We start from the raw sequence: 19506 nt of genomic DNA, 5'->3' as shown, positions 1-19506 counted from the left end.
CTGCTCACCCTTGGTGCCAGAAGGGGGTGCCGAGAACCGGTGTGCTGGGCTGAGCCGCTTCCTGGGGGGTCATCGCGCCGGCCAGGTAGGCTCGCCGGCCTGCGCGCACTGCTTCCGCAAAGGCCTCGGCCATTGCCACCGGATCCCGAGCCAAGGCCACCGCTGTATTCAACAGCACCCCATCGAAGCCCCACTCCATCACCTGGCAGGCGTGGGAGGGCAGGCCCAGGCCGGCATCCACGATCAGGGGCGCCTCGATCCGCTCTCGCAGCAAGCGCAAGTTGTAGGGGTTGAGGGGGCCCTTGCCGGTGCCGATGGGAGCGGCCCAGGGCATCACCACTTCACAACCGGCATCCAAGAGCCGCTGGCACAGCACCAGATCGTCGGTGCTATAGGGCAGAACCTTGAAGCCGCGACGGATTAGTTCGGCAGCGGCAGTGGGCAGTTGCACCGGATCCGGCTGCAAGGTGTAGTCATCCCCAATGAGCTCCAGCTTGATCCAGTTGGTGCCGAACACCTCCCGCGCCATCTCCGCTGTGGTGACTACCTCCTGCACGCTGTGGCAGCCGGCGGTGTTGGGCAGAACCGGGATCCCTAGCTTCTGGAGCAGGGCCCAAAACCCTTGGGAAGCTTCCGACCCCAGCGCCCCCTGGCGCCGCAGGGAAACGGTCAACAAACAGGGCTGTGCCCGCACCACCGCCTGCTCCAAAATGGCGGGCGAAGGGTAGCGAGCCGTCCCCAGCATCAGGCGGCTGGGCAGCGCTTGGCCGTAGAGCACCAAGGGATCCTCATCGGCCCGAGTCGAGGGGGAGACAGGAAGAAGAGTGGACATCGCTGAGGGGCAAAAATGCGGGATCTGAGGGGAGGCAGTCGGGCACTAGCCGCCGGCAACCGGCGCGACAATCTCCACCTGGTCGCCTTCTTGCAGACGAGTTCGCTCGTACTGGGCGCGCGGCACAAACTCTAGATTAACCGCCACCGCAAAAGGGCCACTGATCTCCACCTGGGCTATCGCCTCGGCCAGCGTGGTGCCCTCCGGCAAATCGTAAGGCTTTTGGTTGATCAAGACACGCATGGCGACAGGGATTCACCGGCAAGAGGGGCAGCCTGTACCTGAAAAGGGATCCCCAACTCCTGAGCAAGGCGGCAACTGCCGTGGTGAAGATACTCCAAGACGGCATCGTGGATAGCCGGGGAGATCATAAAGCCATGGCGATAGAGGCCGTTGATCTGCAACAGGCGAGGCGCGCACTCCACCACGGCTGGCAAGTGGTTCGCCAAGGTGGGACGACATTGGCTGCCTAATTCCAGGATACGCGCTTCGGCAAAGGCAGGGTGGACGGCGTAGGCGGCGCTGAGCAGCTCCAGAGCCGAGCGGACACTCACCGGCGAGCGATCCTCGGATTCAATTTCGGTGGCTCCCACCACAAACAGGTGCCCCGGCTTGGGAGCGATGTAGATCGGGTAGCGGGGGTGCAACAGCCGGGTCGGGCGCCGCAAAGCTACTTCCGGGGCATACAGACGTACCACCTCACCTCTAACTCCCCGCAGCGGTGACTGCCCACCCCATTCTGTTCGGGATCCCAGGCCGCGACAGTCCAAAACCCACCCGCCGGTTTGTTGCTGCCAGGCTTCCGCCTGCTCCAGATCCCAGGGGCAACTCCACTCCACCTCCACCTCGTGCTGCCGCAGCTTGGCCAGCAGAGCCGACAACAGTTGGCGGTTATCCAGTTGGCCCTCTTGGGGAAGATACAGGCCTTGCCCAAATCGCCCGGCCAGCGAGGGCTCCAGCTCAGCTACAGCCTGGGCATCCAGAGGCTGGGGCTTGGGGAGATGGGGAAGGCGTTCCCCCACAGCAGCTAGCAGGGATGAGAAGCGTCTGGCTTCCCCCGCATCTTGGCGGTGCCAGAGGATCAGGGTGCCTTCCTGCTGAAAGAAAACCGGCTGCGGCAGACTGGCCAAAAGGGAGGGCCAACGGGAGAGGGCATAGTACCCCTGCGCTACTACGCTGGCCTCGGCGACGGCAGACTCCGCCAGGGGAGCCAGCATGGCAGCGGCAAAATGGGCAGCACTGCTCTCGACGGCACCGGCAGGAGCCGCCTCCACGATGCGGACAGAATGCCCGACCTCGACCAGGGTGGCAGCCAACAGGCGCCCCATCAGACCGGCTCCGAGGACAAGAATGGGATCCCGCTGCGCTCTCCCCACCGCTGACGGGATAGGAGATGGCCTGGGCAGACTTGCTGCCGCATTTGTCCGAGAAGATGAGGTTGAAAGGGTCAAAGTGCCCCCCACCGCTGAGGCAATGGATTTCATGTTAGATCCGATGTTGACATACCCCCTGTCCTCAGGGACAGGGATTCTTGACGCTTGAGAAGGTGAAGGCGCAGGCAAAGCTCTTCGCCCTTAGTTTGGCCGCTTGGCGGGCATCACAACCGCGGCGGATGGTAGGGAGGTTCTTTGCAGTTGTGCAGGTTTTCTGGGGTATGGCGATGGGCAAACTCACAGCAACGAGCCAACGCCTTCAGCACCAGCTCCAGTTTCTCAACCTGCTGGGGGGTGGTGATGAGTTGGCAGGATACGGTGAGAATGTGAAACATTTTCAGGTGGTGAAGTGATGGCGTCAACTGGAGTACCCCTTGCCGGATTCGGGCATCCAGGTACTTACCCTCCCCAGCCTACAAAGGTAGGGGACTGTTGAACTTTTTCCCATCCTAGTCGCCATTACCGGTTCCACGCTCTGCCAAGTTTAGGATCAAGATCCCCAGCAAAGCTAGGCTCAGCAAGCTGGCGATCACCATCGGTTCATCTGGGATCATATCCATCTAGACTTTGCCTCACCCCATCGTAAAGAGCCATACCTCAGACTCGTTGCCCAACCCGGCGGCTACCCTCTGGTCACCCTGAGCAAGCATCTGTCCAGCGGCTTACACTACACTAGAAGAACTGACCCATCCCTTGGACTGGCATGATTCCCACGGTTATCGAGCAATCCGCGCGAGGCGAGCGCGCCTTTGACATCTACTCGCGTCTTTTGCGGGATCGGATTATCTTCCTGGGCACCCAGGTGGACGACGACATTGCTAACCTGATCGTGGCCCAGATGCTCTACTTGGAATCCGAAGACCCCGAGAAAGACATCTACCTCTACATCAACTCCCCCGGCGGCTCGGTCTATGCCGGTATGGCCATCTACGACACCATGCAACACATCCAGCCGGATGTCTCCACCATCTGCATCGGTCTGGCCGCCAGCATGGGAGCCTTTCTGCTGGCAGGGGGCACCAAAGGCAAACGCATCGCCCTTCCCCACGCCCGCATCATGATCCACCAGCCCCTCGGTGGAGCCCAGGGGCCGGCCACCGACATCGAAATTCAGGCCAAAGAGATCCTCTTCATCAAAAACAGCCTCAACAGCCTGCTGGCCTACCACACCGGCCAACCTCTGGAGCGCATCGAACGCGATACCGACCGCGACAACTTTATGACCCCAGAACAGGCCAAAGAGTACGGCCTCATCGACCAGGTGATCAGCAAGAGATCCCAGCCAACCCTGGCAGCCGTTTCTTGAGCGTCTAGGTTCTGCGGCCAGCTTGCAGGGCTCCCTCAAAGCAGGGAGCTTTTGCCTGTTGGCAGGGATCCCACCGGCGAAGATATTAAGAAAGCCAAAGAAATTGGTCTTCTTGTCACTAAGTCAGGGGACTCACTTTAACCAAACTAATCGAACTCATAAAGAAAGTAATGATCAGCTGATCCTTGCGGATGATAGCTTAGGATTAAACCAGTGTAGACCTGTGTTTGCCGCAATTCTAGCTTAGACACTGTATAGAAATCTTTCCACTGGGTTTCCAAAGTCCAGGGCGTCAGAGCTGGCAATGGGCGGCACTTGAAAAGGAGGGTTTTGGACTTTGCATCCGCGTGAATGCGGAAGACTGTCTCAAAGCCCAAGTCCCACGGTTGTGGGGCAGGTTCATTCACGAAAACTCGGTGGTCTGGGGCTTTGGCCCTGGGTTTTTGCCTCATTGGTTGCAGCCGTGAATGGCATTTTCTGGTTTTGTGATTCGTTCAGAGGGAGATCGACGTGGCTTACGCAGCAACCCAATCCAAAAGCGGCTATCAAGCCGGGGTGAAAGATTACCGACTCACCTATTACACGCCCGACTACACGCCCAAGGATACCGATGTCTTGGCCTGTTTCCGGGTTACCCCTCAGCCGGGCGTTCCCCCCGAAGAGGCCGGGGCGGCGGTGGCGGCTGAGTCCTCGACCGGCACCTGGACAACGGTGTGGACAGATTTGCTCACCGACTTGGATCGGTACAAGGGCCGCTGCTACGACATCGAGCCAGTTCCCGGCGAAGAGAATCAATACTTCTGCTTCGTCGCCTATCCGCTGGATTTGTTCGAGGAAGGCTCGGTCACCAACATGCTCACCTCGATTGTGGGCAACGTCTTCGGCTTCAAGGCCCTGAAGGCGCTGCGGCTGGAAGACTTGCGCATCCCCGTGGCCTACTTGAAGACCTTCCAGGGCCCTCCCCACGGCATCCAGGTGGAGCGGGACAAATTGAACAAGTATGGCCGCCCACTATTGGGCTGCACCATCAAGCCCAAGCTGGGCCTTTCCGCTAAAAACTACGGGCGGGCGGTGTACGAGGCGCTGCGGGGCGGTCTGGACTTCACCAAAGACGACGAAAACATCAACTCCCAGCCCTTCCAGCGCTGGCGGGATCGCTACCTCTTTGTGATGGAGGCCGTCCACAAGGCCCAAGCGGAAACTGGCGAGATCAAGGGGCACTACCTGAACGTGACGGCGCCCACCTGTGAGGAGATGTTCAAACGGGCGGAGTTTGCCAAGGAGATTGGTGCCCCCATCATCATGCACGACTACCTGACTGCTGGGTTTACCGCCAACACCAGCCTGGCTAAGTGGTGCCGCGACAACGGCATTCTGCTGCACATCCACCGCGCCATGCACGCGGTGATCGACCGGCAGAAAAACCACGGCATCCACTTCCGGGTGCTGGCCAAGTGCTTGCGCATGTCCGGCGGCGACCACCTGCATGCCGGTACGGTGGTGGGCAAGTTGGAAGGCGACCGCGCCGTGACGCTTGGCTTTGTGGATCAGATGCGGGAGAACTATGTGGAGGCGGATCGCTCTCGGGGTAACTTCTTCACCCAAGATTGGGCTTCGATGCCTGGGGTGATGCCGGTGGCCTCCGGTGGCATTCACGTCTGGCACATGCCGGCACTGGTGGAGATCTTCGGTGACGATGCCGTGCTGCAGTTTGGCGGCGGAACCCTGGGACACCCCTGGGGGAACGCTCCAGGCGCGACCGCCAATCGGGTGGCTTTGGAAGCTTGTATCCAAGCTCGTAACGAAGGTCGGGATCTGGCCCGCGAGGGCAACGACATCATCCGCGAAGCGGCCAAGTGGTCGCCGGAGCTGGCGGCTGCCTGCGAGCTGTGGAAGGAGATCAAGTTCGAGTTCAAGCCCGTCGATACCCTCTAGAGATTGGCTGGGGCAAGGGATCCCCACAGTTCTCTTGCCCCGCTGCTTTGGCCACCCCCTGGATTGGCAATGGATCTAAAACAGATCGCCAAAGATACGGCCAAGACCTTGATCAGCTACCTGACCTATCAGGCGATGCGCACGGTGCTGGCCCAACTGAGCGAGACGGATCCTCCCAGGGCTCTTTGGCTGCAGCAGTTCTCTGCCCGGCAAAACCTCCAGGATGGGGAAGCCTACCTGCGGGCTTTGCTGGCAGAGCGCCCTGACTTGGCCTACCGCATCATGACCGTTCGCGAGCACATTGCAGCGGAGGTGGTGGATTACCTGCCGGAGATGGCCAAAGCCGGCATCCAGCAGGCCAATATGGAGCACCGCCGCAATCACCTAGAACGGCTCACCTCAGCAGCGGGATCTCCGCCGGTCACCCACCCGGAAGCGGGATCCCCTCCCCAAAACCTTAGACCCGAAACGGAGTGACAGCCATCATGCAAACCTTACCGAAAGAGCGCCGCTACGAAACCCTTTCCTACTTGCCGCCGCTGACGGATCTGCAGATCATCAAGCAGGTGCAATACATCTTGGATCAGGGCTACATCCCTGCCGTTGAGTTCAACGAATCCTCTGAACCGACGGTTCGCTACTGGACATTGTGGAAGCTGCCTCTGTTCGGCGCCACTTCTCCCCAGGAGGTGCTGAGCGAGGTGCAGGCTTGCCGCAGCGCCTACCCCAATTGCTTCATCCGTGTGGTGGGGTTCGACAACATCAAGCAGTGCCAGGTGCTCAGCTTCTTGGTTTACAAGCCCAGCGGCCTACGCTAAGAGAGGTTCGGGGCAATTGGTCTCATTCCTAGCCAATCAGCGCGGAGGGAGAGCTTCTCCCTCTTTTTTATTTCTTGCTTCGCACAGCCATTCCCAATGGCAACGGCGCCATTCTCAATCTCAAAAAACAGTCATTTCAAACAGCAACGCAACGGTTCCTTGCCTCGTTATTGCTACACAACGCTGTCGCGAAGGCGCCGCTCTAACTCCCCTCTCCCTCAGGGAGAGGGGCTGGGGGTGAGGGCCATCCCTCAGGGAGAGGGGCTGGGGGTGAGGGCCATCCCTCAGGGAGAGAGGCTGGGGGTGAGGGCCATCCCTCAGGGAGAGAGGTTGGGGGTGAGGGGCCCCTTTTTAGGATCCGATCCCCAAAAGCGCTCCCAATCCCACGGCCAGGAGAGCTGCTAGGGCTGTTTGAATGCCGTTCACCACTTCGTTGCTCATCCAGGCCAGGCGGGGTTGCAACACCACCCCCATCCAGCTTTCTGCCAAGGTGGCCAGGATCCCGGCCAGACAGCAAATGCCCAGCCAAAACGGGTCTCCTCTTACCCACTCCCCACCGATCCCCCAAGCCAAGGTGGCCATCCCTACCGCTGCCGCCACCCCTGCCAGGGATCCCTCCAGGCTCACGGCTCCTTCTGTGCCCGCCGGCACGGATTGGAAGGTGGTGATCAAAAAGGTCTGGCGTCCGTAGGCTTTCCCCACCTCGCTGCTGACGGTATCGGCCAATTTCGCTGCAAAGCTGGCACCATACCCCAACCACCACAGCGGATGCGGCAAGAAAGTGTAGCCCACCGCGCATACTGCCCCGGTCAAAGCGGATCCCCAGACATTTTCCGGCCCTCGCGCCCCCTCTCGCTTTTCGGCGATCCCCTGCGCCTGCTTGCGCCGGATCCCCAGCCGGGTGACGGCGGTGCCGATTAAAAAATAGGCCGCCACCACCGCATAGCCCCGCCACCCCAGCCCCCCCCACACCAACAGACCCAGTAGGCCTGCGTGGAGGACTCCCGCCCGCGTCAGCGCCTTCTGGGGGCTCAGCAGGGCCAGTGCCACCAAGGCCAGATTGAGCCAGAGCGCCACTCCCCACTGACTCAGCAGCCACGCTTGCCACATAAACACCCAAAAAGCAGTGAAACCGCTGCCAAGGGTCAACTGCAGAAACGGAGAGGGAGGGATTCGAACCCTCGACGGAGCTTTTGGGCCCCGTAACTTCTTAGCAGGAAGCCGCTTTCGACCACTCAGCCACCTCTCCAAAGCGGCAGAGACACCCTCCGTTGGGATCCAGCCGCCAGCTCACCTATTGTAGAAGATGGGATCCCGCCCGGCAACTGGGCCTGCAAGAACTCCGTCCCGCTGTCGCGAATGGTCGGGATCCCTCCTGGAGGTAACCCCTGGGCTTGGGCGGCCCTAGCTCACCACCTGCACGTAGATATCGAAGCTGCCGCTGTTGTCGCCGTAGCTGCCCTTGGCATCGTTGACGTTGAAGGCAATATCCAAGTTGGGATCCAGATCTACCTCTTGGGGCTGCTCCGGCGAGGATTCCCAAACCTGATGGGCCACCAGTTGGGCGTTGGGCTGGAACACCACAAGCCCGTAGCGGCAAAGACCGGGGTAGCGCCACTCCGGCGGGGTCGGGATCCCTTTGCCAAGGGGCGAGCGGATGCTGGTGGAGAAAGAAAAGCCGTAGCGCCAGGCCACATTTTTCACGAAAAAGCGGATGCGGCTGGCCCGCAGCGGACGCCCCTGCCAGTGCAGGATATTGCCGGCCTCTTGATTGACCCGCAGGTCAGAGAAAGCCATCCAGCCCTGCAAGTTCTCCTCTTGGGGCTGGGTGCCTTCGATCACTTGAGCTTGGCTCCAGTCTAAGTCGCTGCCATCGCAGGCGATCTGGCGTGGAATTTGGGTCAAATCCAGTTGTGGCAGCCCTAGAGTACCAGACGCAGATTGGGTAGACATCTATCTCTCCTTTTTTTCAAAATGACTCCCGAAGTGAGGATCTGTAGAGAGCTTACAGGGATCCCAAAAATGAAGCCGGGGAAAGGTTTTAAAGACAAACCTATTCCTCTCCCTGCTGCTTGGTGGAGAATCTCAGATGAACTATGACATCGGGGTTGAAAACCTCAGGCTCTTGCTCGATCGGGCAAGAGATTGAGGGTTCAAGCTCCTTACGTCAATAGGTCAACTTTACTTGATGGATGGCGGCTATTCCCAGAGAAATAGGCCTTTGCAATACTTTTTTAGGGAACCTTAGGAATCTGTTAATTCCCCACGACTTGACTGCCGACCAAAGCCAGAACCCAGATCCTTACTCAGCGCAGATCTGCTGGGAACTCGTATTCCAAAACACATTAATTTGTGCAATGCCCCTGTTAAGCACTCTTGCGCTCATCTGGTCTCTGGAGCAGCTCTCCGAACCCAGAGCGCTCTGACAGCCGTTTTTGATAGGATCACCATTACAAGTCTCGCGGGGTGCCCGGCGCCCACGGCATGCACGACACTTCTGCTCCCACCGATTTCGAAATTATCTCTCTGTCCGATCCTCAACAGGCCATGTCTTTGGCGGGCATTCAGGAGGCCAACTTGAGGTGGATCAGTCGCTTCAGTGGGGCTTCTGTAACGCTGCGCGGGCAAGACCTGTACCTGAAAGGCACCCCTCAGCAGCGGCAGCAGGTGCGGCAGTGGCTAGAATTGCTGAAGCCGCTTTGGCAAACTGGACACCCTGTCACGGTGATCGATGCAGAGCAAGCTTTTCGCGCCCTCTCCGGCCAGGAGGCTGCGGCCTATCAGCAAGCGCAAGCAGGTGTGTTGGCCCGCACCCGCAAGGGAGAGCTGATCCGGCCCAAAACGCCCCGCCAGCAGGAGTATGTGCGAGCCATTCGCGCCCACGACCTCTGCTTCGGCATCGGGCCGGCAGGCACCGGCAAAACTTATCTGGCCGCTGTTGTAGCCATTGCTGCCCTGCAAAACCGGGAATATGAGCGTTTGATCCTCACTCGCCCTGCCGTGGAGGCGGGGGAGAAGTTGGGTTTTTTGCCGGGGGATCTGGTGGAAAAGGTGGATCCCTATCTGCGGCCCCTCTACGATGCCCTGTTCGAGTTTATCGACCCGGCCAAGCTGCCCCAGTTGATGGAACAAGGGGTCATCGAGGTGGCGCCCCTGGCTTACATGCGGGGGCGCACTCTCAGCAATGCTTTCATCATTTTGGACGAAGCCCAGAACACCACCCCGGAGCAGATGAAGATGGCCCTCACGCGGCTGGGCTTCCGGTCGCGCATGGTGGTTACCGGGGATCTCACCCAAACGGATCTGGGCAAGCATCGCCTGTCGGGCTTGGCCGCTGCGGAGCGCATCCTGACGGGGGTGGAGGGGGTTGCTTTTTGCTACTTTGACCAGCGGGATGTGGTGCGTCACCCATTGGTGCAGCGGATTGTGGATGCCTACGACCGCTATGAGAGCCAGCAGTGATACTGGTGATACCTACTCATGATGAGTTGCGGAACGGTGCTCTTTTTCGATGCGGTGGGCACCCTGTTTCGGGTGCGGGGCGGCGTTGGCCAAGCTTACAGCCAGGTGGCAGCAGAATATGGGGTGAGGGTGGATCCCCCAGCGTTGGATTGCGCCTTTGCCCAAGCTTTTGCCCAGGCTCCAACTCCGGCCTGCCCAGGCTTGACGGGATCCGTCTTGCAGGAATGGGAGCGGGCCTGGTGGCGGCAGGTGGTGCGCCAGACCTTCGCCCAAGTCGGATCCCTGGCTGCTTTCGGGGAAGGGCAGTTTGAGGTGTTTTTTGCCCACCTGTTCGAGTACTTTGCCGGGGCGGGGCCCTGGGAGCTCTATCCCGAGACGCTGCCGGTTCTACAGGTTCTGCAACAGGAAGGGATCCGGCTGGGGGTGATCTCCAATTTCGACAGCCGCCTGCCCGGGGTGCTACAGCAGTTGCAGTTGGGTTCCTACTTTTCCAGCCTCACCCTTTCCACCCAGGTGGGCTATGCCAAGCCCGATCCCCGCATCTTCCAAGCTGCCCTGGCGGCCCAAGGGATCCCTCCCGCAGCCGCTTGCCACATCGGCGATAGCCACCGCGAAGACTATCAAGGGGCCAAAGCAGCGGGCTTGAAAGCCCTTTGGCTGGATCGAGAAGGAAAAGATCGCTCCTGCCAAGGACGGATAGCCGATCTGTGGGGAGCCCTTTCCATTCTCAACGGCTCGCAGCAGAATTGAGCAGCAGGGGGGCGAAAACCCCATCTGGCTTGAGCAAATAACGCCGCAGGTTCATCTGCCGCTCCAGAAGACAAGCGTGGCCGCTCAAGGGCGAGATCTCCACCTGCGCCCGGGGCAGCCGCTCCGCCAGCCGGCCCACCTCCTGCACCGACGGCAACAGGCGATCCCGCCCCCCCGCCACCAGCAACGTCGGCAGGGTCATCGACTCCAGGGGCAGCTCCTCCACGACAAACGATCCCAGCAAGGCCAAGCGCTGGGCAGCCACCTCTGGCGGGACGCTGTGCACGGCCTGGCGCAATCGCTCCCGATCCGGCGGCTCGATTTGGTTGAGCTCGGCCAAAAACCCCAGCCCCCGCTCCGACAATTGGTGATAGAGCCCTGGCGGCAAAAAGGGCAGCAGCCAATGCCCCGCCCACCACCAGGGCCGACGTCGCAGCGACGAGGCCGGATTGACCAAAACAAGGCCGCGGCACCGTTCCGGCCAGCGGGCAACCACCAACAAGGCTAGGCAGGCCCCAAAAGATTCTCCACACAAGTAGGCTCCTGTTTCCAACTGGGATCCCACCCAGTCGGCCAGGGTCTCCCAGCTATTTCCCGCCTCTGGGTGGTTCAAGCTCAGGGGGCGAATGCAAAACTCCCGCTCCAAAGCCCGCGCCTGCCGGTAAAACAACCCGCCTGTGCCATCCATACCGGGCAGGTACAGCAACAGAGGCCGCTCCTGACCAACTGCCTCCTTTGCCGGGCAGATCAAGCTAGAGGTTATCAGCTCGCCACTCAACTTTCTCATTTCCCTGCCAATCCCAATTGCACCTGTTCTCGGGCCGCTGCGGTTAGCTCTTGAATCACCTGCATTCGTTCGCGTCGGGATCGGTGGCGCTGCTTCCCAGTGACCCAGAGGGGGGATCCTACTCTGAGCACCACCCGCCGATACAACACCACCGGATGTCCCCCTTCCTGTTGAAAGCGGGGCTCGCTGGGGTCAAACCAGCGAAAGAAAGCCATGGGAATATCCACCCCCCGCCATTCTTCCTGGGCCCACACGGCCACCGGCAGAATCGGCAAGGGATCCACCGTTGCCGCCAAGGCCAGATGGGCAAAGCCCGGCTGAAACTGCCCCAACTCCTGAGGCGAGGTCGCACGGGTGATCTGCTCCGCGCCTTCCGGAAAGATCCCCACCCCCACGCCTGCCGCCAAGGTGGCCTGCGCCTGCCGAAAAAAATGGATTTGCTGCCGGGATCCCTGCTTGAGGGGAAGGCAACCCAGTGCCAGGGCCACCTCCCGCAGCAGCGGCACCTGAGACAGGTAGTAATGACAGGCAAAGCGAATTGGCCGATCCAACCCCGCGATCAGCACCGGCGCATCCAGGAAGCTGCGGTGATTGCTCACCACCACCAGCGGGCCGGCGGGAATGCGCTCCCCCCCCTCCACCCACACTTCCGTCTGGAAAAGGCTGAGCAACGACTGAGCCAGCATCTTGGAGTCTGGCGGCCAAGCCAAAACAGACAGGGCTGGGGACAACGGTTGCCAGAACGCTGCGAAGGATCCCATCAATAGTCCACCCCGCGTCGCAGATCGGCTCCCTGCTCGGCATAGTGCTTGTGGCTCACCATTTCCGAATGGACAGAGGCCAGCTCGAAATAGGGCAAGGGGGCATGGCAGCGGCCCGTAATGATGATCTCCGTATCGCGCGGCTTGCGCAACAAAGCCTGCACGATCGGCTCCACATCCAGCAGCTCCAGATCCACCGTCGGGTTCAGCTCATCCAAGATGATGGTTTTGTACAGGCCGGAAGCAATAGCTGCCCGTGCCAACTCCCAGCCCCGCTCCGCTTCTACATAGTCGATTTCTTGCTGTTTACCTCGCCAGACAATCGCATCCCGACCGCAACGCTGGTGATCCACCAGGTCGGGGTAGCTTTCTCGCAAGGCCCGAATGGCCGCATCTTCCGTGTAGCCCGTTCCCCCCTTCAGCCACTGCATGATCAGCACGCGGTGGGAGAGATCCTTGCTGATGCCGCGCCCGATGGCCTGTAGAGCCCGACCCAGAGCGCTGGTGGATTTTCCCTTGCCGTTGCCGGTGTAGATCTCAATGCCGCTGGGCTGGCCGTTTTGGGGATCCGCCCCCCGGCGCAGGCTGCGCATTTCCGAGTGCAAGTCTGCCAGGTCGATAATTTCCTTGGGCGCCCCCCGCCCGGTGATGATCACCTCCATCTCCTCCGGCTTTTGCTTGAGGGTGTTGACGACCTCATCCACCGGCAGCAGGCCCAGATCCAGCACCGGGTTGAGCTCATCCAGCACCACCACCGAGTAAAATCCTGACGCCAAAGCTCCCTTGGCCACATCCCAGCCGCGGCGGGCCTCCTGACGGTCGAACTTGGTGATCTCGTCCGGGCCGAAGAACTCCCCGCGTCCGGTGCGCAATTGATCGATGAGATGGGGGAAGCCCCGCTGCAGAGCAGCAATGGCCGCATCCTCGGCGTAGGTGCGGCCCGGCCCCTTGAGAAACCGCACCAACAACACCCGGCTGGGGGCCGCCTTTTCGATCCCCAAACCAATGGAGCGCAGCACAACCCCCAGCGCCGCCTGGGACTTGCCTTTGCCCTCACCGTCGTAGACGTGGATCTGGCCCCGTCGGCGGTCGAACTGCTGGGCGGTTACAATGCCGATTTCTGCCATGCCCCTCCGCATCGTGCCGTTGTCCAGAACTCTTGCCCTTCTACCCCCATCTTAGAGTCTAGCCACAGGTTTTTAGGAAAGCTGGCCAGGGGCCAGAAAAAGCCCTCAAGAGCCGAGAAAGGCCAGGATAAGATGAGCAATGGTTGTCCAGTCAATGCCTGTCTAGCGAGGGATCCCCCTTGTATCCGACTGCATTTTCTTCTCGCCCCTTATTTTCTGCCGTCGATAGCCCCATTGAGCTGGTGGGTGGAACACCGCTTATCCGCCTGCGGCGAGTGGCTGCCGATTTGCCGGAATCGGTGCGGGTTTACGGCAAGGCAGAGTGGTACAACCCCGGTGGCTCCGTCAAAGATCGCCCTGCCCTGAACATGATTCGCGCCGGCGAACGCCAGGGCAAGCTCACCCCCGGCAAGATCATCCTGGATGCCACCAGCGGCAACACCGGCATCGCCTACGCCTGGATCGGGGCGGCCTTAGGCTACAAAGTCAAGCTGGCCCTGCCAGCCAACGCCAGCCCGGAGCGCAAGAAGATCCTCGCGGCTTACGGCGTGGATCTGGTCTTGACGGATCCCGCCCTGGGATCCGATGGGGCCATCGAGAAAGCCCGCGCCCTCTACGCCGAAAACCCCGAGCTCTATTTCTACCCCGACCAATATAGCAACCCCGCCAACTGGCAGGCCCACTACGAGACCACAGGAGTAGAAATCTGGGAGCAAACCCAGGGGCAGGTCACCCATTTTGTAACCGGGCTGGGTACCAGCGGCACCTGTATGGGGGTAGGGCGACGCCTGCGGGAGTGCCGCTCCGATATCCAAATCATTGCCATGCAGCCGGACTCTCCCTTTCATGGCTTAGAAGGCCTCAAGCACATGGCCACCGCCCTCAAGCCCGAGATCTACGATCCCACCCTGCCCGACCAGCACATCGAGATCTCCACAGAAGCAGCCCAGAAAATGGTCAAGCGCCTGGCCCTAGAAGAAGGCTTGCTGGTGGGCATCTCTGCCGGGGCCAATGTGGTGGCAGCCCTACAGGTGGCCCGTCAACTTTCCTCCGGAGTGGTGGTGACCATCTTTTGCGACGGGGCTGACAAGTATCTCTCGGAGCGGTTTTGGACGGAGGATTGACCTTACCGCGGCAGGATGCAAAAGGGCCAATGCCCTTAACAACTGCACACCTCTGCCGCTATGATGGTTAGGCTTAGAAGCGGATGTGGCGGAATTGGTATACGCGCACGTTTGAGGGGCGTGTGGCTTTGCCTTGCGAGTTCGAGTCTCGCCATCCGCACTGGGCCCGACCCCTCTCCCGGGGCAGGAGAGGGGAAGTGGGCAGTGGCGAGCCAGCCGAGAATTGATCTCGGCTTTTGCGCTATTCCCGAACGGCGCCCTGCAGGCGTGCGCCCCAGGTGCGGGCAAAGCGCAGGTCAGCCCCAGCCAGATTGGCCTCGCGCAGATCGGCCCCCCGCAAGTCGGCGCCGTACAGGAATGCAGAAGAGAGGTCGGCCCCTCGCAGGTTGGCGCCCCGCAAATCTGCGCCTTCCAGGTAGGCGCCACTCAGGTTGGCTCCGCGCAATTGCGCCCGCCGCAAATTGGCCCCCACCAGGTAAGACTGGCTGAGATCGGCGCCCGTCAAGAGGGTGCGCTCCAGATTGGCCTCAATCAGGTCGGCACCCTGGAAGTTAGCCTCTGCCAGATCCAGGTTGCTCAGCTCGAGGGATCCCAGGCGGCAGTTGGGACAGGTTCGGGAAGCCATGAGATAGCGCAGGAAGCAGGCGTTGGGGGTTGTGGCGGCGGCAGTGGAGGCCACGGCTGCCGTGGTCAGCAGCGCTAAAACGGCGGCAGCTTTAAGATGTAAGTTCATGGTGACCAAGCCTCATCAAGGGTTGACGGCGACAATCCGCCAGAGCGGGGTTGTCCTGGGTTGGTCACATGATAGTGGCATCCGTCGGCTTCGACCACTCCACAGGTCTGCCTCGGCTCCCAGATTGACAAATTCCCTCAAGCTGCGATGACGTTGCGGCCTTATCGCCCTAGAGCTGGTGGGCTATCGCCGGGCGGGGGCGGATCTTGCAGCAGCGGCTGCAGCCCATGCCAAGACAGTTGCCCCAACCCTGCCAAAACCCCCAGTATTGCTGAGGAAGCCAGGACGCGATCCCAGCGGATTTTCGGCCTTCTCGGGCTGAAAGCCAGGGATCCGCTCCTGGCAACAGGAAGCGAGCGACGACGCAAAAAGTGTCCACAGCGGCGACAGCGACGATCGGAGTCGGGGTTTAGCCAATGGCAGGCTGGGCAGCGGAGCATGGCAAGGCCACAGATCCCATAACGATCCCATTTTGATGGGTGGGGAGGATATCGAAGATTCCTCCGGTTGGCTTGAGGGCAACCATTACTGCCTGCACTCCCCTGGATTGTGGACCAGGTTTGGGGCATCCTCAAGAGAGAACTTTGTGCGCTACGGCAGCCGGGATCCCTATCTGGGTGACAGGCTGTCGTAAGCATTCGATAGGAAGCCTTGATCAGCAACTCTGTGCCGGCCCTATGCAGATCTACCTAGAAAACATCTGTAAGCGCTATGGCCGCCGTGAGGTGGTGAGCGACGTCAGCTTGCACATTCAGCAGGGAGAGATTGTTGGGCTGCTGGGGCCCAATGGGGCAGGGAAAACCACCACCTTCTACATCATGACCGGCCTGATCCAGCCCAACCGAGGCCATGTCTGGCTGGATGACCAAGATATTACTCACCTACCGATGCACCGCCGGGCCCAGTTGGGGATCGGCTATCTGGCCCAGGAGCCGAGCATCTTTCGTCGCCTCAGCATCCAAGACAACTTGCTTCTGATCATGGAGCAGACACGGGTGCCTCGCCGCCTTTGGCAACAACGCCTCAACCAACTGCTGGAGGAGTTCCGCATTGCCCATGTGGCCCACAGCCTGGGCCTGCAGGTCTCGGGGGGAGAGCGGCGCCGCGCCGAGATCGCCCGCGCCTTGGCTGCCGGGATCCACGGGCCGAAATTTCTGCTGCTGGATGAGCCGTTTGCGGGGGTGGATCCCATTGCGGTGGCGGATATCCAGGAGGTGGTGGCCAAGCTGAAGCATCGCGGCATCGGCGTGTTGATTACCGACCACAACGTGCGGGAGACGCTGGAGATCACCGACCGGGCCTACATTCTCAACGATGGAGCCATTTTGGCCAAGGGCACGGCAGCAGAGCTGGCGGCGGATCCCTTGGTGCGCAAGTATTACCTGGGGGAGAAGTTCCGCCTCTAACGAGCTTCCTCTACTGCCAGGAATACAAAGCCCGCAGGCGTTGGCTTTTCTTGTGCTGGTGGGCTTGCATGCGGGCCAGCAGCTCGTCAAGAAGGGCGACCGCCTCCAGCAGATAGGGGCCTTTGTTGAGCATCACGCATTCGGCGCGGGCGGACATCACCGCATCGGAAAGCTCGGGCCGCGAGGGCAGGCCCTCTTTGGTGAGCTGATCCAGCACCTGCGTAGCCCACACCACCGGCACATGGGCGGCCTCGCAAATCCACAGCAGTTCTTCTTGGATCTCGCCCAAGCGCAGCCAACCGATCTCCACGGCCAGATCTCCCCGGGCAATCATCACCCCCAGCGGCCTATCAGCAGCCGTCGCGATGAGAGCTGGCAGATTTTTCACCGCCTGTCGGGTTTCGATTTTGAGGATCAACCCCAAGTCGGGCCGGGCCTGCCGCCGCTCCAGCTCGGAAAACAGCAACTGCAAATCCGCCGGCTGCTGGACAAAGGAATAACCCACCAAGTCGGCATGCTGCACCACAAAATCCAGGTCTTGGCAGTCTTTCTCGCTGAGGGGGCGGATCTGCAGCTGGCTATCGGGGAAATTGAGGCCTTTTTCGGCTCGCAACTTCTTGCCCTGGGGAGCAACTTTGTCCACCTCCAGCACCACGCCTGCCGGCTCGATCCCCACTACGCGGGCGCCAATCTTGCCGTCGTCGATCCAGACGGTTGTCCCCACCTGCAGGTTTGCCAAAATCTCCGGCAGGGTGCAAGCCACCTGGCAGGAGATGTCAGAGTTGACCGGCGGCATGGCTGCCGTGAGCAGGATGCGATCCCCACGGTACACCTTGGCTTTGCCGGGAGGCGTAACCACCGGGCCGGTGCGGATCTTGGGGCCGGCCAGGTCGAACAAAATCTTGCAGCGCCGCTGGGTCTGGGCTTCGGCCCGGCGCAAGTGGGCCAGCATGTTCTCCCACACCGAGGGATCGTCGTGGGCGCAGTTGATTCGCGCTACGTCCATGCCCCGTTGCAACAACTCCAGCAGCAGCTCCGGCTGCTCGGCGGCTTCGCCGGGCAAGGTTACCATGATGCGGGCGCGGCGGTGGGGGGAGGGAGGGCCAAAGAGAGCCTCGGTGTGCTGCTCTAGGGCCATATCCCCGGCGTAAAACGCTTCATAGCTGGGTCCTTCATGACTCAGCCCTTGAGCGGCGGCCAAAATGGCGATTACCGCATCGAGGCTTTCCAAAACCCGCGATTCACATCGCCCCAGCGACGACAGCCCCAGGGCGGCCAGCTCCAGTTGCAGGCTGCGCAGATCCTGTTGCCGCAAAGCCAGATACCGCGCCAGGTTGTGCATGGCGGGAGAGGGATCCCCAGAGCAGCCCCAAGCAGCCAAGTAGGTCTGGGATCCCTGTACAACTTGTTGCCGCAGTTCCAGGAGTTTTTCCAGCAAACCTTTGAGATCGGGGGAAGAGAAAGCCATGCTCGCAACTTTCTGAAAGCAGCCTGTCAAGCCCAATTCTAGGTTGAGACTCACTTTTGCTCGACAGCAGTTGTTTGATTGAGGCCATGAACCTTTCATTCGCCGACGTTCCGGTCTAGAGTCGTTAACAGCCTCCGGCTGCTCTGGCTGGATCAGCCTACTGCTTGTTCTGGATCTGGTTTCGTGAAACTTTATTTCCCCCCCACCCATTCAGTCGGTCAGCTCTCGAGCACGTTCTCCCTGGCTTGTGCGGTGGGCCTGATGGATCGCTATGTCCTCTCGGAGATGCTGCTGCCTTTTCTCTTTGGGGTGGGAGCTTTCACAACCTTGGTGATGGCGGTGGGATCTCTGTTCGAGCTGGTGCGCCTGGTGGTGGAGGCGGGGTTATCGATTTCGGCAGCCTTACAGGTGTTCGCGCTGCGGGCACCGGGGATCATCGTCTTGACGTTCCCGATGTCGATGCTGCTGGCGACGTTGCTGGCCTATGGGCGCCTGTCTGCCGATAACGAGATCACAGCCCTGCGCGGTTGCGGCGTGAGCCTCTACCGTCTGGTGGTGCCGGCCCTCATCCTCAGCCTGTTGGTGACGACGTTGACGTTTCTGTTCAACGAGCTGGTGGTGCCGGTGAGCAACCGCCAGGCGGCCCTGACTTTAAACCGTGCTTTGAACCGGGATCCGGACTTCCGGCGAGAGAATATCCTCTACCAAGAATTTGGCGAGATCCTTGCGCCGGAGCCGGACGGCAGTTTTTCCCGCCGGCAAGGGCTAACCCGTCAGTTCTATGCCCGCAGCTTCGATGGCCAGCAGATGCGCGGCGTAATCGTCCTCGATTTTTCCAACGAGGCTCTCAGCCAAATTCTCCTGGCGCAACGGGGGCGCTGGGATCCCCAGGAGAACCTCTGGGTGTTTGAGGACGGCACCAACTACATCGTCTCGCCCGACGGCACCTACAGCAACATCGCCACCTTCAGCCGCCAGGAGCTGCGCCTGCCGCGCGCGCCGCTGGAGCTGGCTCAGGAGATCCGCAGCCCTGAGGAAATGAACATTCGCGAGCTGAACCATTACATTGAGGTGATCGCCAGCTCTGGAGATCTGCAGCGGGTGCGTCGCCTCCAGGTCAGCCTCCACCAAAAGTATGCCATTCCCTTTGCCTGCCTGGCCTTCACCCTCATTGGGTCACCCTTGGGGTTGCGCCCGCAGCGCACCAGTTCCTCGTTGGGGTTGGGCATCAGTGTGCTGATTATCTTTGCCTTCTATGTGCTGTTGTTCATCACCCAAGCTCTGGGACAAATTGGAACGCTGGGACCGGCGGTGGCGGCTTGGTTGCCCAACTTAATCTGTATGGCCGTAGGGCTGGGGTTGCTCTACCGAGCCAATCAATAGCTGCCGGGCAGGGTTTTCCAGATGGGTAGAGGTAGGATCAGCTAGAAACCGCAGGAGCCCCGCCGTAGGGTCAGGGTCGGGAGAAATGCGGACGACGGATAATTGTGACATGGCCCAAGTCCTGACTATCTCCTGCAAGCTCAAGGTATCTGCTTCGCAAGCCGTGAAGCTAGAGGCAACC

General features: G+C 60.6%; 21 protein-coding genes and 2 tRNA genes. 10 read left to right on the top strand and 13 right to left on the bottom strand.

Annotated features, from left to right (window positions below; genetic code table 11):
* Positions 1 to 4: 4 nt before the first annotated feature.
* The 4 genes from NW858_RS06755 to NW858_RS06740 all read right to left on the bottom strand — a co-directional run bounded on the left by NW858_RS06755 (position 5) and on the right by NW858_RS06740 (position 2627).
* Positions 5 to 832 carry a thiazole synthase gene (locus NW858_RS06755; RefSeq protein WP_414334872.1) on the bottom strand — a complete coding sequence of 276 codons (828 nt, stop codon included), beginning with the start codon at positions 830 to 832 and terminating at the stop codon, positions 5 to 7.
* A 45-nt stretch (positions 833 to 877) separates the two neighbouring features.
* Positions 878 to 1075, bottom strand: coding sequence for a sulfur carrier protein ThiS (gene thiS, locus NW858_RS06750; protein ID WP_414334873.1), 198 nt, complete (start codon positions 1073 to 1075; stop codon positions 878 to 880).
* Positions 1063 to 2316, bottom strand: coding sequence for an FAD-dependent oxidoreductase (locus NW858_RS06745; RefSeq protein ID WP_414338747.1), 1254 nt, complete (start codon positions 2314 to 2316; stop codon positions 1063 to 1065). Before NW858_RS06745 ends, thiS begins: the two co-directional genes overlap by 13 nt.
* A 113-nt stretch (positions 2317 to 2429) precedes the next feature.
* On the bottom strand, positions 2430 to 2627 hold the full coding sequence (locus tag NW858_RS06740; RefSeq protein WP_414520159.1) for a hypothetical protein: 198 nt from the start codon (positions 2625 to 2627) through the stop codon (positions 2430 to 2432).
* 341 nt (positions 2628 to 2968) lie between these two features.
* On the opposite strand from NW858_RS06740, the gene clpP reads away from it, so the two are divergent.
* The 4 genes from clpP to NW858_RS06720 all read left to right on the top strand — a co-directional run bounded on the left by clpP (position 2969) and on the right by NW858_RS06720 (position 6324).
* Entirely contained in the window at positions 2969 to 3571 is a 603-nt protein-coding gene (gene clpP, locus NW858_RS06735) for an ATP-dependent Clp endopeptidase proteolytic subunit ClpP (protein ID WP_414334875.1), read from the top strand.
* Positions 3572 to 4081: 510 nt separating this feature from the next.
* A complete protein-coding gene (locus NW858_RS06730; protein WP_414334876.1) occupies positions 4082 to 5506 on the top strand; it encodes a form I ribulose bisphosphate carboxylase large subunit in 1425 nt (474 codons plus the stop codon).
* Between the two features lie 69 nt (positions 5507 to 5575).
* Entirely contained in the window at positions 5576 to 5983 is a 408-nt protein-coding gene (gene rcbX / locus NW858_RS06725) for a RuBisCO chaperone RbcX (RefSeq protein WP_414334877.1), read from the top strand.
* An 8-nt stretch (positions 5984 to 5991) separates the two neighbouring features.
* Positions 5992 to 6324: a ribulose bisphosphate carboxylase small subunit gene (locus NW858_RS06720; RefSeq protein ID WP_414334878.1), complete on the top strand. Its 333-nt coding sequence runs from the start codon at positions 5992 to 5994 to the stop codon at positions 6322 to 6324.
* Between the two features lie 351 nt (positions 6325 to 6675).
* On the opposite strand, the gene NW858_RS06715 is transcribed toward NW858_RS06720, so the two are convergent.
* The 3 genes from NW858_RS06715 to NW858_RS06705 all read right to left on the bottom strand — a co-directional run bounded on the left by NW858_RS06715 (position 6676) and on the right by NW858_RS06705 (position 8277).
* Complete coding sequence (locus NW858_RS06715; RefSeq protein WP_414349137.1) at positions 6676 to 7434, bottom strand: TIGR00297 family protein; 759 nt, start codon at positions 7432 to 7434, stop codon at positions 6676 to 6678.
* Positions 7435 to 7482: 48 nt separating this feature from the next.
* Positions 7483 to 7573: transfer RNA gene (locus NW858_RS06710), tRNA-Ser, on the bottom strand.
* 155 nt (positions 7574 to 7728) lie between these two features.
* Positions 7729 to 8277: a hypothetical protein gene (locus tag NW858_RS06705; protein WP_414335305.1), complete on the bottom strand. Its 549-nt coding sequence runs from the start codon at positions 8275 to 8277 to the stop codon at positions 7729 to 7731.
* A gap of 531 nt (positions 8278 to 8808) precedes the next feature.
* Between NW858_RS06705 and NW858_RS06700 the strand changes: the two genes are divergently transcribed.
* Positions 8809 to 9786 (top strand): PhoH family protein, encoded by a 978-nt coding sequence (locus NW858_RS06700; RefSeq protein ID WP_414335303.1) that lies wholly within the window; start codon positions 8809 to 8811, stop codon positions 9784 to 9786.
* A gap of 18 nt (positions 9787 to 9804) precedes the next feature.
* The gene (locus NW858_RS06695; protein WP_414335301.1) at positions 9805 to 10536 is read left to right on the top strand and encodes an HAD-IA family hydrolase; all 732 of its coding nucleotides are present in this window, start codon (positions 9805 to 9807) and stop codon (positions 10534 to 10536) included.
* Here the strand turns inward: NW858_RS06695 and NW858_RS06690 are convergent.
* The 3 genes from NW858_RS06690 to NW858_RS06680 form a co-directional block, all read right to left on the bottom strand.
* Entirely contained in the window at positions 10514 to 11242 is a 729-nt protein-coding gene (locus NW858_RS06690) for an alpha/beta fold hydrolase (protein WP_414335300.1), read from the bottom strand. The genes NW858_RS06695 and NW858_RS06690 overlap by 23 nt on opposite strands.
* A gap of 77 nt (positions 11243 to 11319) precedes the next feature.
* On the bottom strand, positions 11320 to 12084 hold the full coding sequence (locus NW858_RS06685; RefSeq protein ID WP_414336768.1) for a lysophospholipid acyltransferase family protein: 765 nt from the start codon (positions 12082 to 12084) through the stop codon (positions 11320 to 11322).
* A complete protein-coding gene (locus NW858_RS06680; protein ID WP_414335296.1) occupies positions 12084 to 13211 on the bottom strand; it encodes a cob(I)yrinic acid a,c-diamide adenosyltransferase in 1128 nt (375 codons plus the stop codon). Before NW858_RS06680 ends, NW858_RS06685 begins: the two co-directional genes overlap by 1 nt.
* 179 nt (positions 13212 to 13390) lie before the next feature.
* Between NW858_RS06680 and NW858_RS06675 the strand changes: the two genes are divergently transcribed.
* Complete coding sequence (locus NW858_RS06675; RefSeq protein WP_414335294.1) at positions 13391 to 14335, top strand: PLP-dependent cysteine synthase family protein; 945 nt, start codon at positions 13391 to 13393, stop codon at positions 14333 to 14335.
* 79 nt (positions 14336 to 14414) lie between these two features.
* Positions 14415 to 14495, top strand: a tRNA-Leu gene (locus tag NW858_RS06670).
* An 81-nt stretch (positions 14496 to 14576) separates the two neighbouring features.
* On the opposite strand, the gene NW858_RS06665 is transcribed toward NW858_RS06670, so the two are convergent.
* Together NW858_RS06665 and NW858_RS06660 are read right to left on the bottom strand one after the other, a co-directional pair.
* Entirely contained in the window at positions 14577 to 15068 is a 492-nt protein-coding gene (locus tag NW858_RS06665) for a pentapeptide repeat-containing protein (protein WP_414335292.1), read from the bottom strand.
* A gap of 161 nt (positions 15069 to 15229) precedes the next feature.
* Positions 15230 to 15508, bottom strand: a complete 279-nt coding sequence (locus NW858_RS06660; RefSeq protein ID WP_414349140.1) for a hypothetical protein — start codon at positions 15506 to 15508, stop codon at positions 15230 to 15232.
* 237 nt (positions 15509 to 15745) lie between these two features.
* Between NW858_RS06660 and lptB the strand changes: the two genes are divergently transcribed.
* Positions 15746 to 16474 carry an LPS export ABC transporter ATP-binding protein gene (gene lptB, locus NW858_RS06655; RefSeq protein WP_414335290.1) on the top strand — a complete coding sequence of 243 codons (729 nt, stop codon included), beginning with the start codon at positions 15746 to 15748 and terminating at the stop codon, positions 16472 to 16474.
* A gap of 10 nt (positions 16475 to 16484) precedes the next feature.
* Here lptB and NW858_RS06650 read toward each other — a convergent pair whose 3' ends face one another.
* Positions 16485 to 17942 (bottom strand): pyruvate kinase, encoded by a 1458-nt coding sequence (locus tag NW858_RS06650; RefSeq protein WP_414520158.1) that lies wholly within the window; start codon positions 17940 to 17942, stop codon positions 16485 to 16487.
* 183 nt (positions 17943 to 18125) lie between these two features.
* Between NW858_RS06650 and NW858_RS06645 the strand changes: the two genes are divergently transcribed.
* Complete coding sequence (locus NW858_RS06645; protein ID WP_414520157.1) at positions 18126 to 19325, top strand: LptF/LptG family permease; 1200 nt, start codon at positions 18126 to 18128, stop codon at positions 19323 to 19325.
* Positions 19326 to 19506 lie beyond the last annotated feature (181 nt).

Source organism: Synechococcus sp. H55.10, from assembly GCF_047502715.1.
Classification (GTDB): Bacteria; Cyanobacteriota; Cyanobacteriia; order Thermostichales; family Thermostichaceae; genus Thermostichus.
The sequence above is the reverse complement of the archived record's forward strand: the minus strand, read 5'-3'. Positions and strand labels throughout refer to the sequence as shown.

What these genes read in the sequence shown, in the direction of transcription:
- NW858_RS06660 (WP_414349140.1), bottom strand. Translation starts at nt 15,508, where the DNA reads ATGCTCCGCTGCCCAGCCTGCCATTGGCTAAACCCCGACTCCGATCGT.
- NW858_RS06755 (WP_414334872.1), bottom strand. Translation starts at nt 832, where the DNA reads ATGTCCACTCTTCTTCCTGTCTCCCCCTCGACTCGGGCCGATGAGGAT.
- rcbX (WP_414334877.1), top strand. Translation starts at nt 5,576, where the DNA reads ATGGATCTAAAACAGATCGCCAAAGATACGGCCAAGACCTTGATCAGC.
- NW858_RS06665 (WP_414335292.1), bottom strand. Translation starts at nt 15,068, where the DNA reads ATGAACTTACATCTTAAAGCTGCCGCCGTTTTAGCGCTGCTGACCACG.
- lptB (WP_414335290.1), top strand. Translation starts at nt 15,746, where the DNA reads ATGCAGATCTACCTAGAAAACATCTGTAAGCGCTATGGCCGCCGTGAG.
- NW858_RS06695 (WP_414335301.1), top strand. Translation starts at nt 9,805, where the DNA reads ATGATGAGTTGCGGAACGGTGCTCTTTTTCGATGCGGTGGGCACCCTG.
- NW858_RS06705 (WP_414335305.1), bottom strand. Translation starts at nt 8,277, where the DNA reads ATGTCTACCCAATCTGCGTCTGGTACTCTAGGGCTGCCACAACTGGAT.
- NW858_RS06680 (WP_414335296.1), bottom strand. Translation starts at nt 13,211, where the DNA reads ATGGCAGAAATCGGCATTGTAACCGCCCAGCAGTTCGACCGCCGACGG.
- NW858_RS06700 (WP_414335303.1), top strand. Translation starts at nt 8,809, where the DNA reads ATGCACGACACTTCTGCTCCCACCGATTTCGAAATTATCTCTCTGTCC.
- NW858_RS06715 (WP_414349137.1), bottom strand. Translation starts at nt 7,434, where the DNA reads ATGTGGCAAGCGTGGCTGCTGAGTCAGTGGGGAGTGGCGCTCTGGCTC.
- NW858_RS06745 (WP_414338747.1), bottom strand. Translation starts at nt 2,316, where the DNA reads ATGAAATCCATTGCCTCAGCGGTGGGGGGCACTTTGACCCTTTCAACC.
- NW858_RS06685 (WP_414336768.1), bottom strand. Translation starts at nt 12,084, where the DNA reads ATGGGATCCTTCGCAGCGTTCTGGCAACCGTTGTCCCCAGCCCTGTCT.
- NW858_RS06650 (WP_414520158.1), bottom strand. Translation starts at nt 17,942, where the DNA reads ATGGCTTTCTCTTCCCCCGATCTCAAAGGTTTGCTGGAAAAACTCCTG.
- thiS (WP_414334873.1), bottom strand. Translation starts at nt 1,075, where the DNA reads ATGCGTGTCTTGATCAACCAAAAGCCTTACGATTTGCCGGAGGGCACC.
- NW858_RS06720 (WP_414334878.1), top strand. Translation starts at nt 5,992, where the DNA reads ATGCAAACCTTACCGAAAGAGCGCCGCTACGAAACCCTTTCCTACTTG.
- clpP (WP_414334875.1), top strand. Translation starts at nt 2,969, where the DNA reads ATGATTCCCACGGTTATCGAGCAATCCGCGCGAGGCGAGCGCGCCTTT.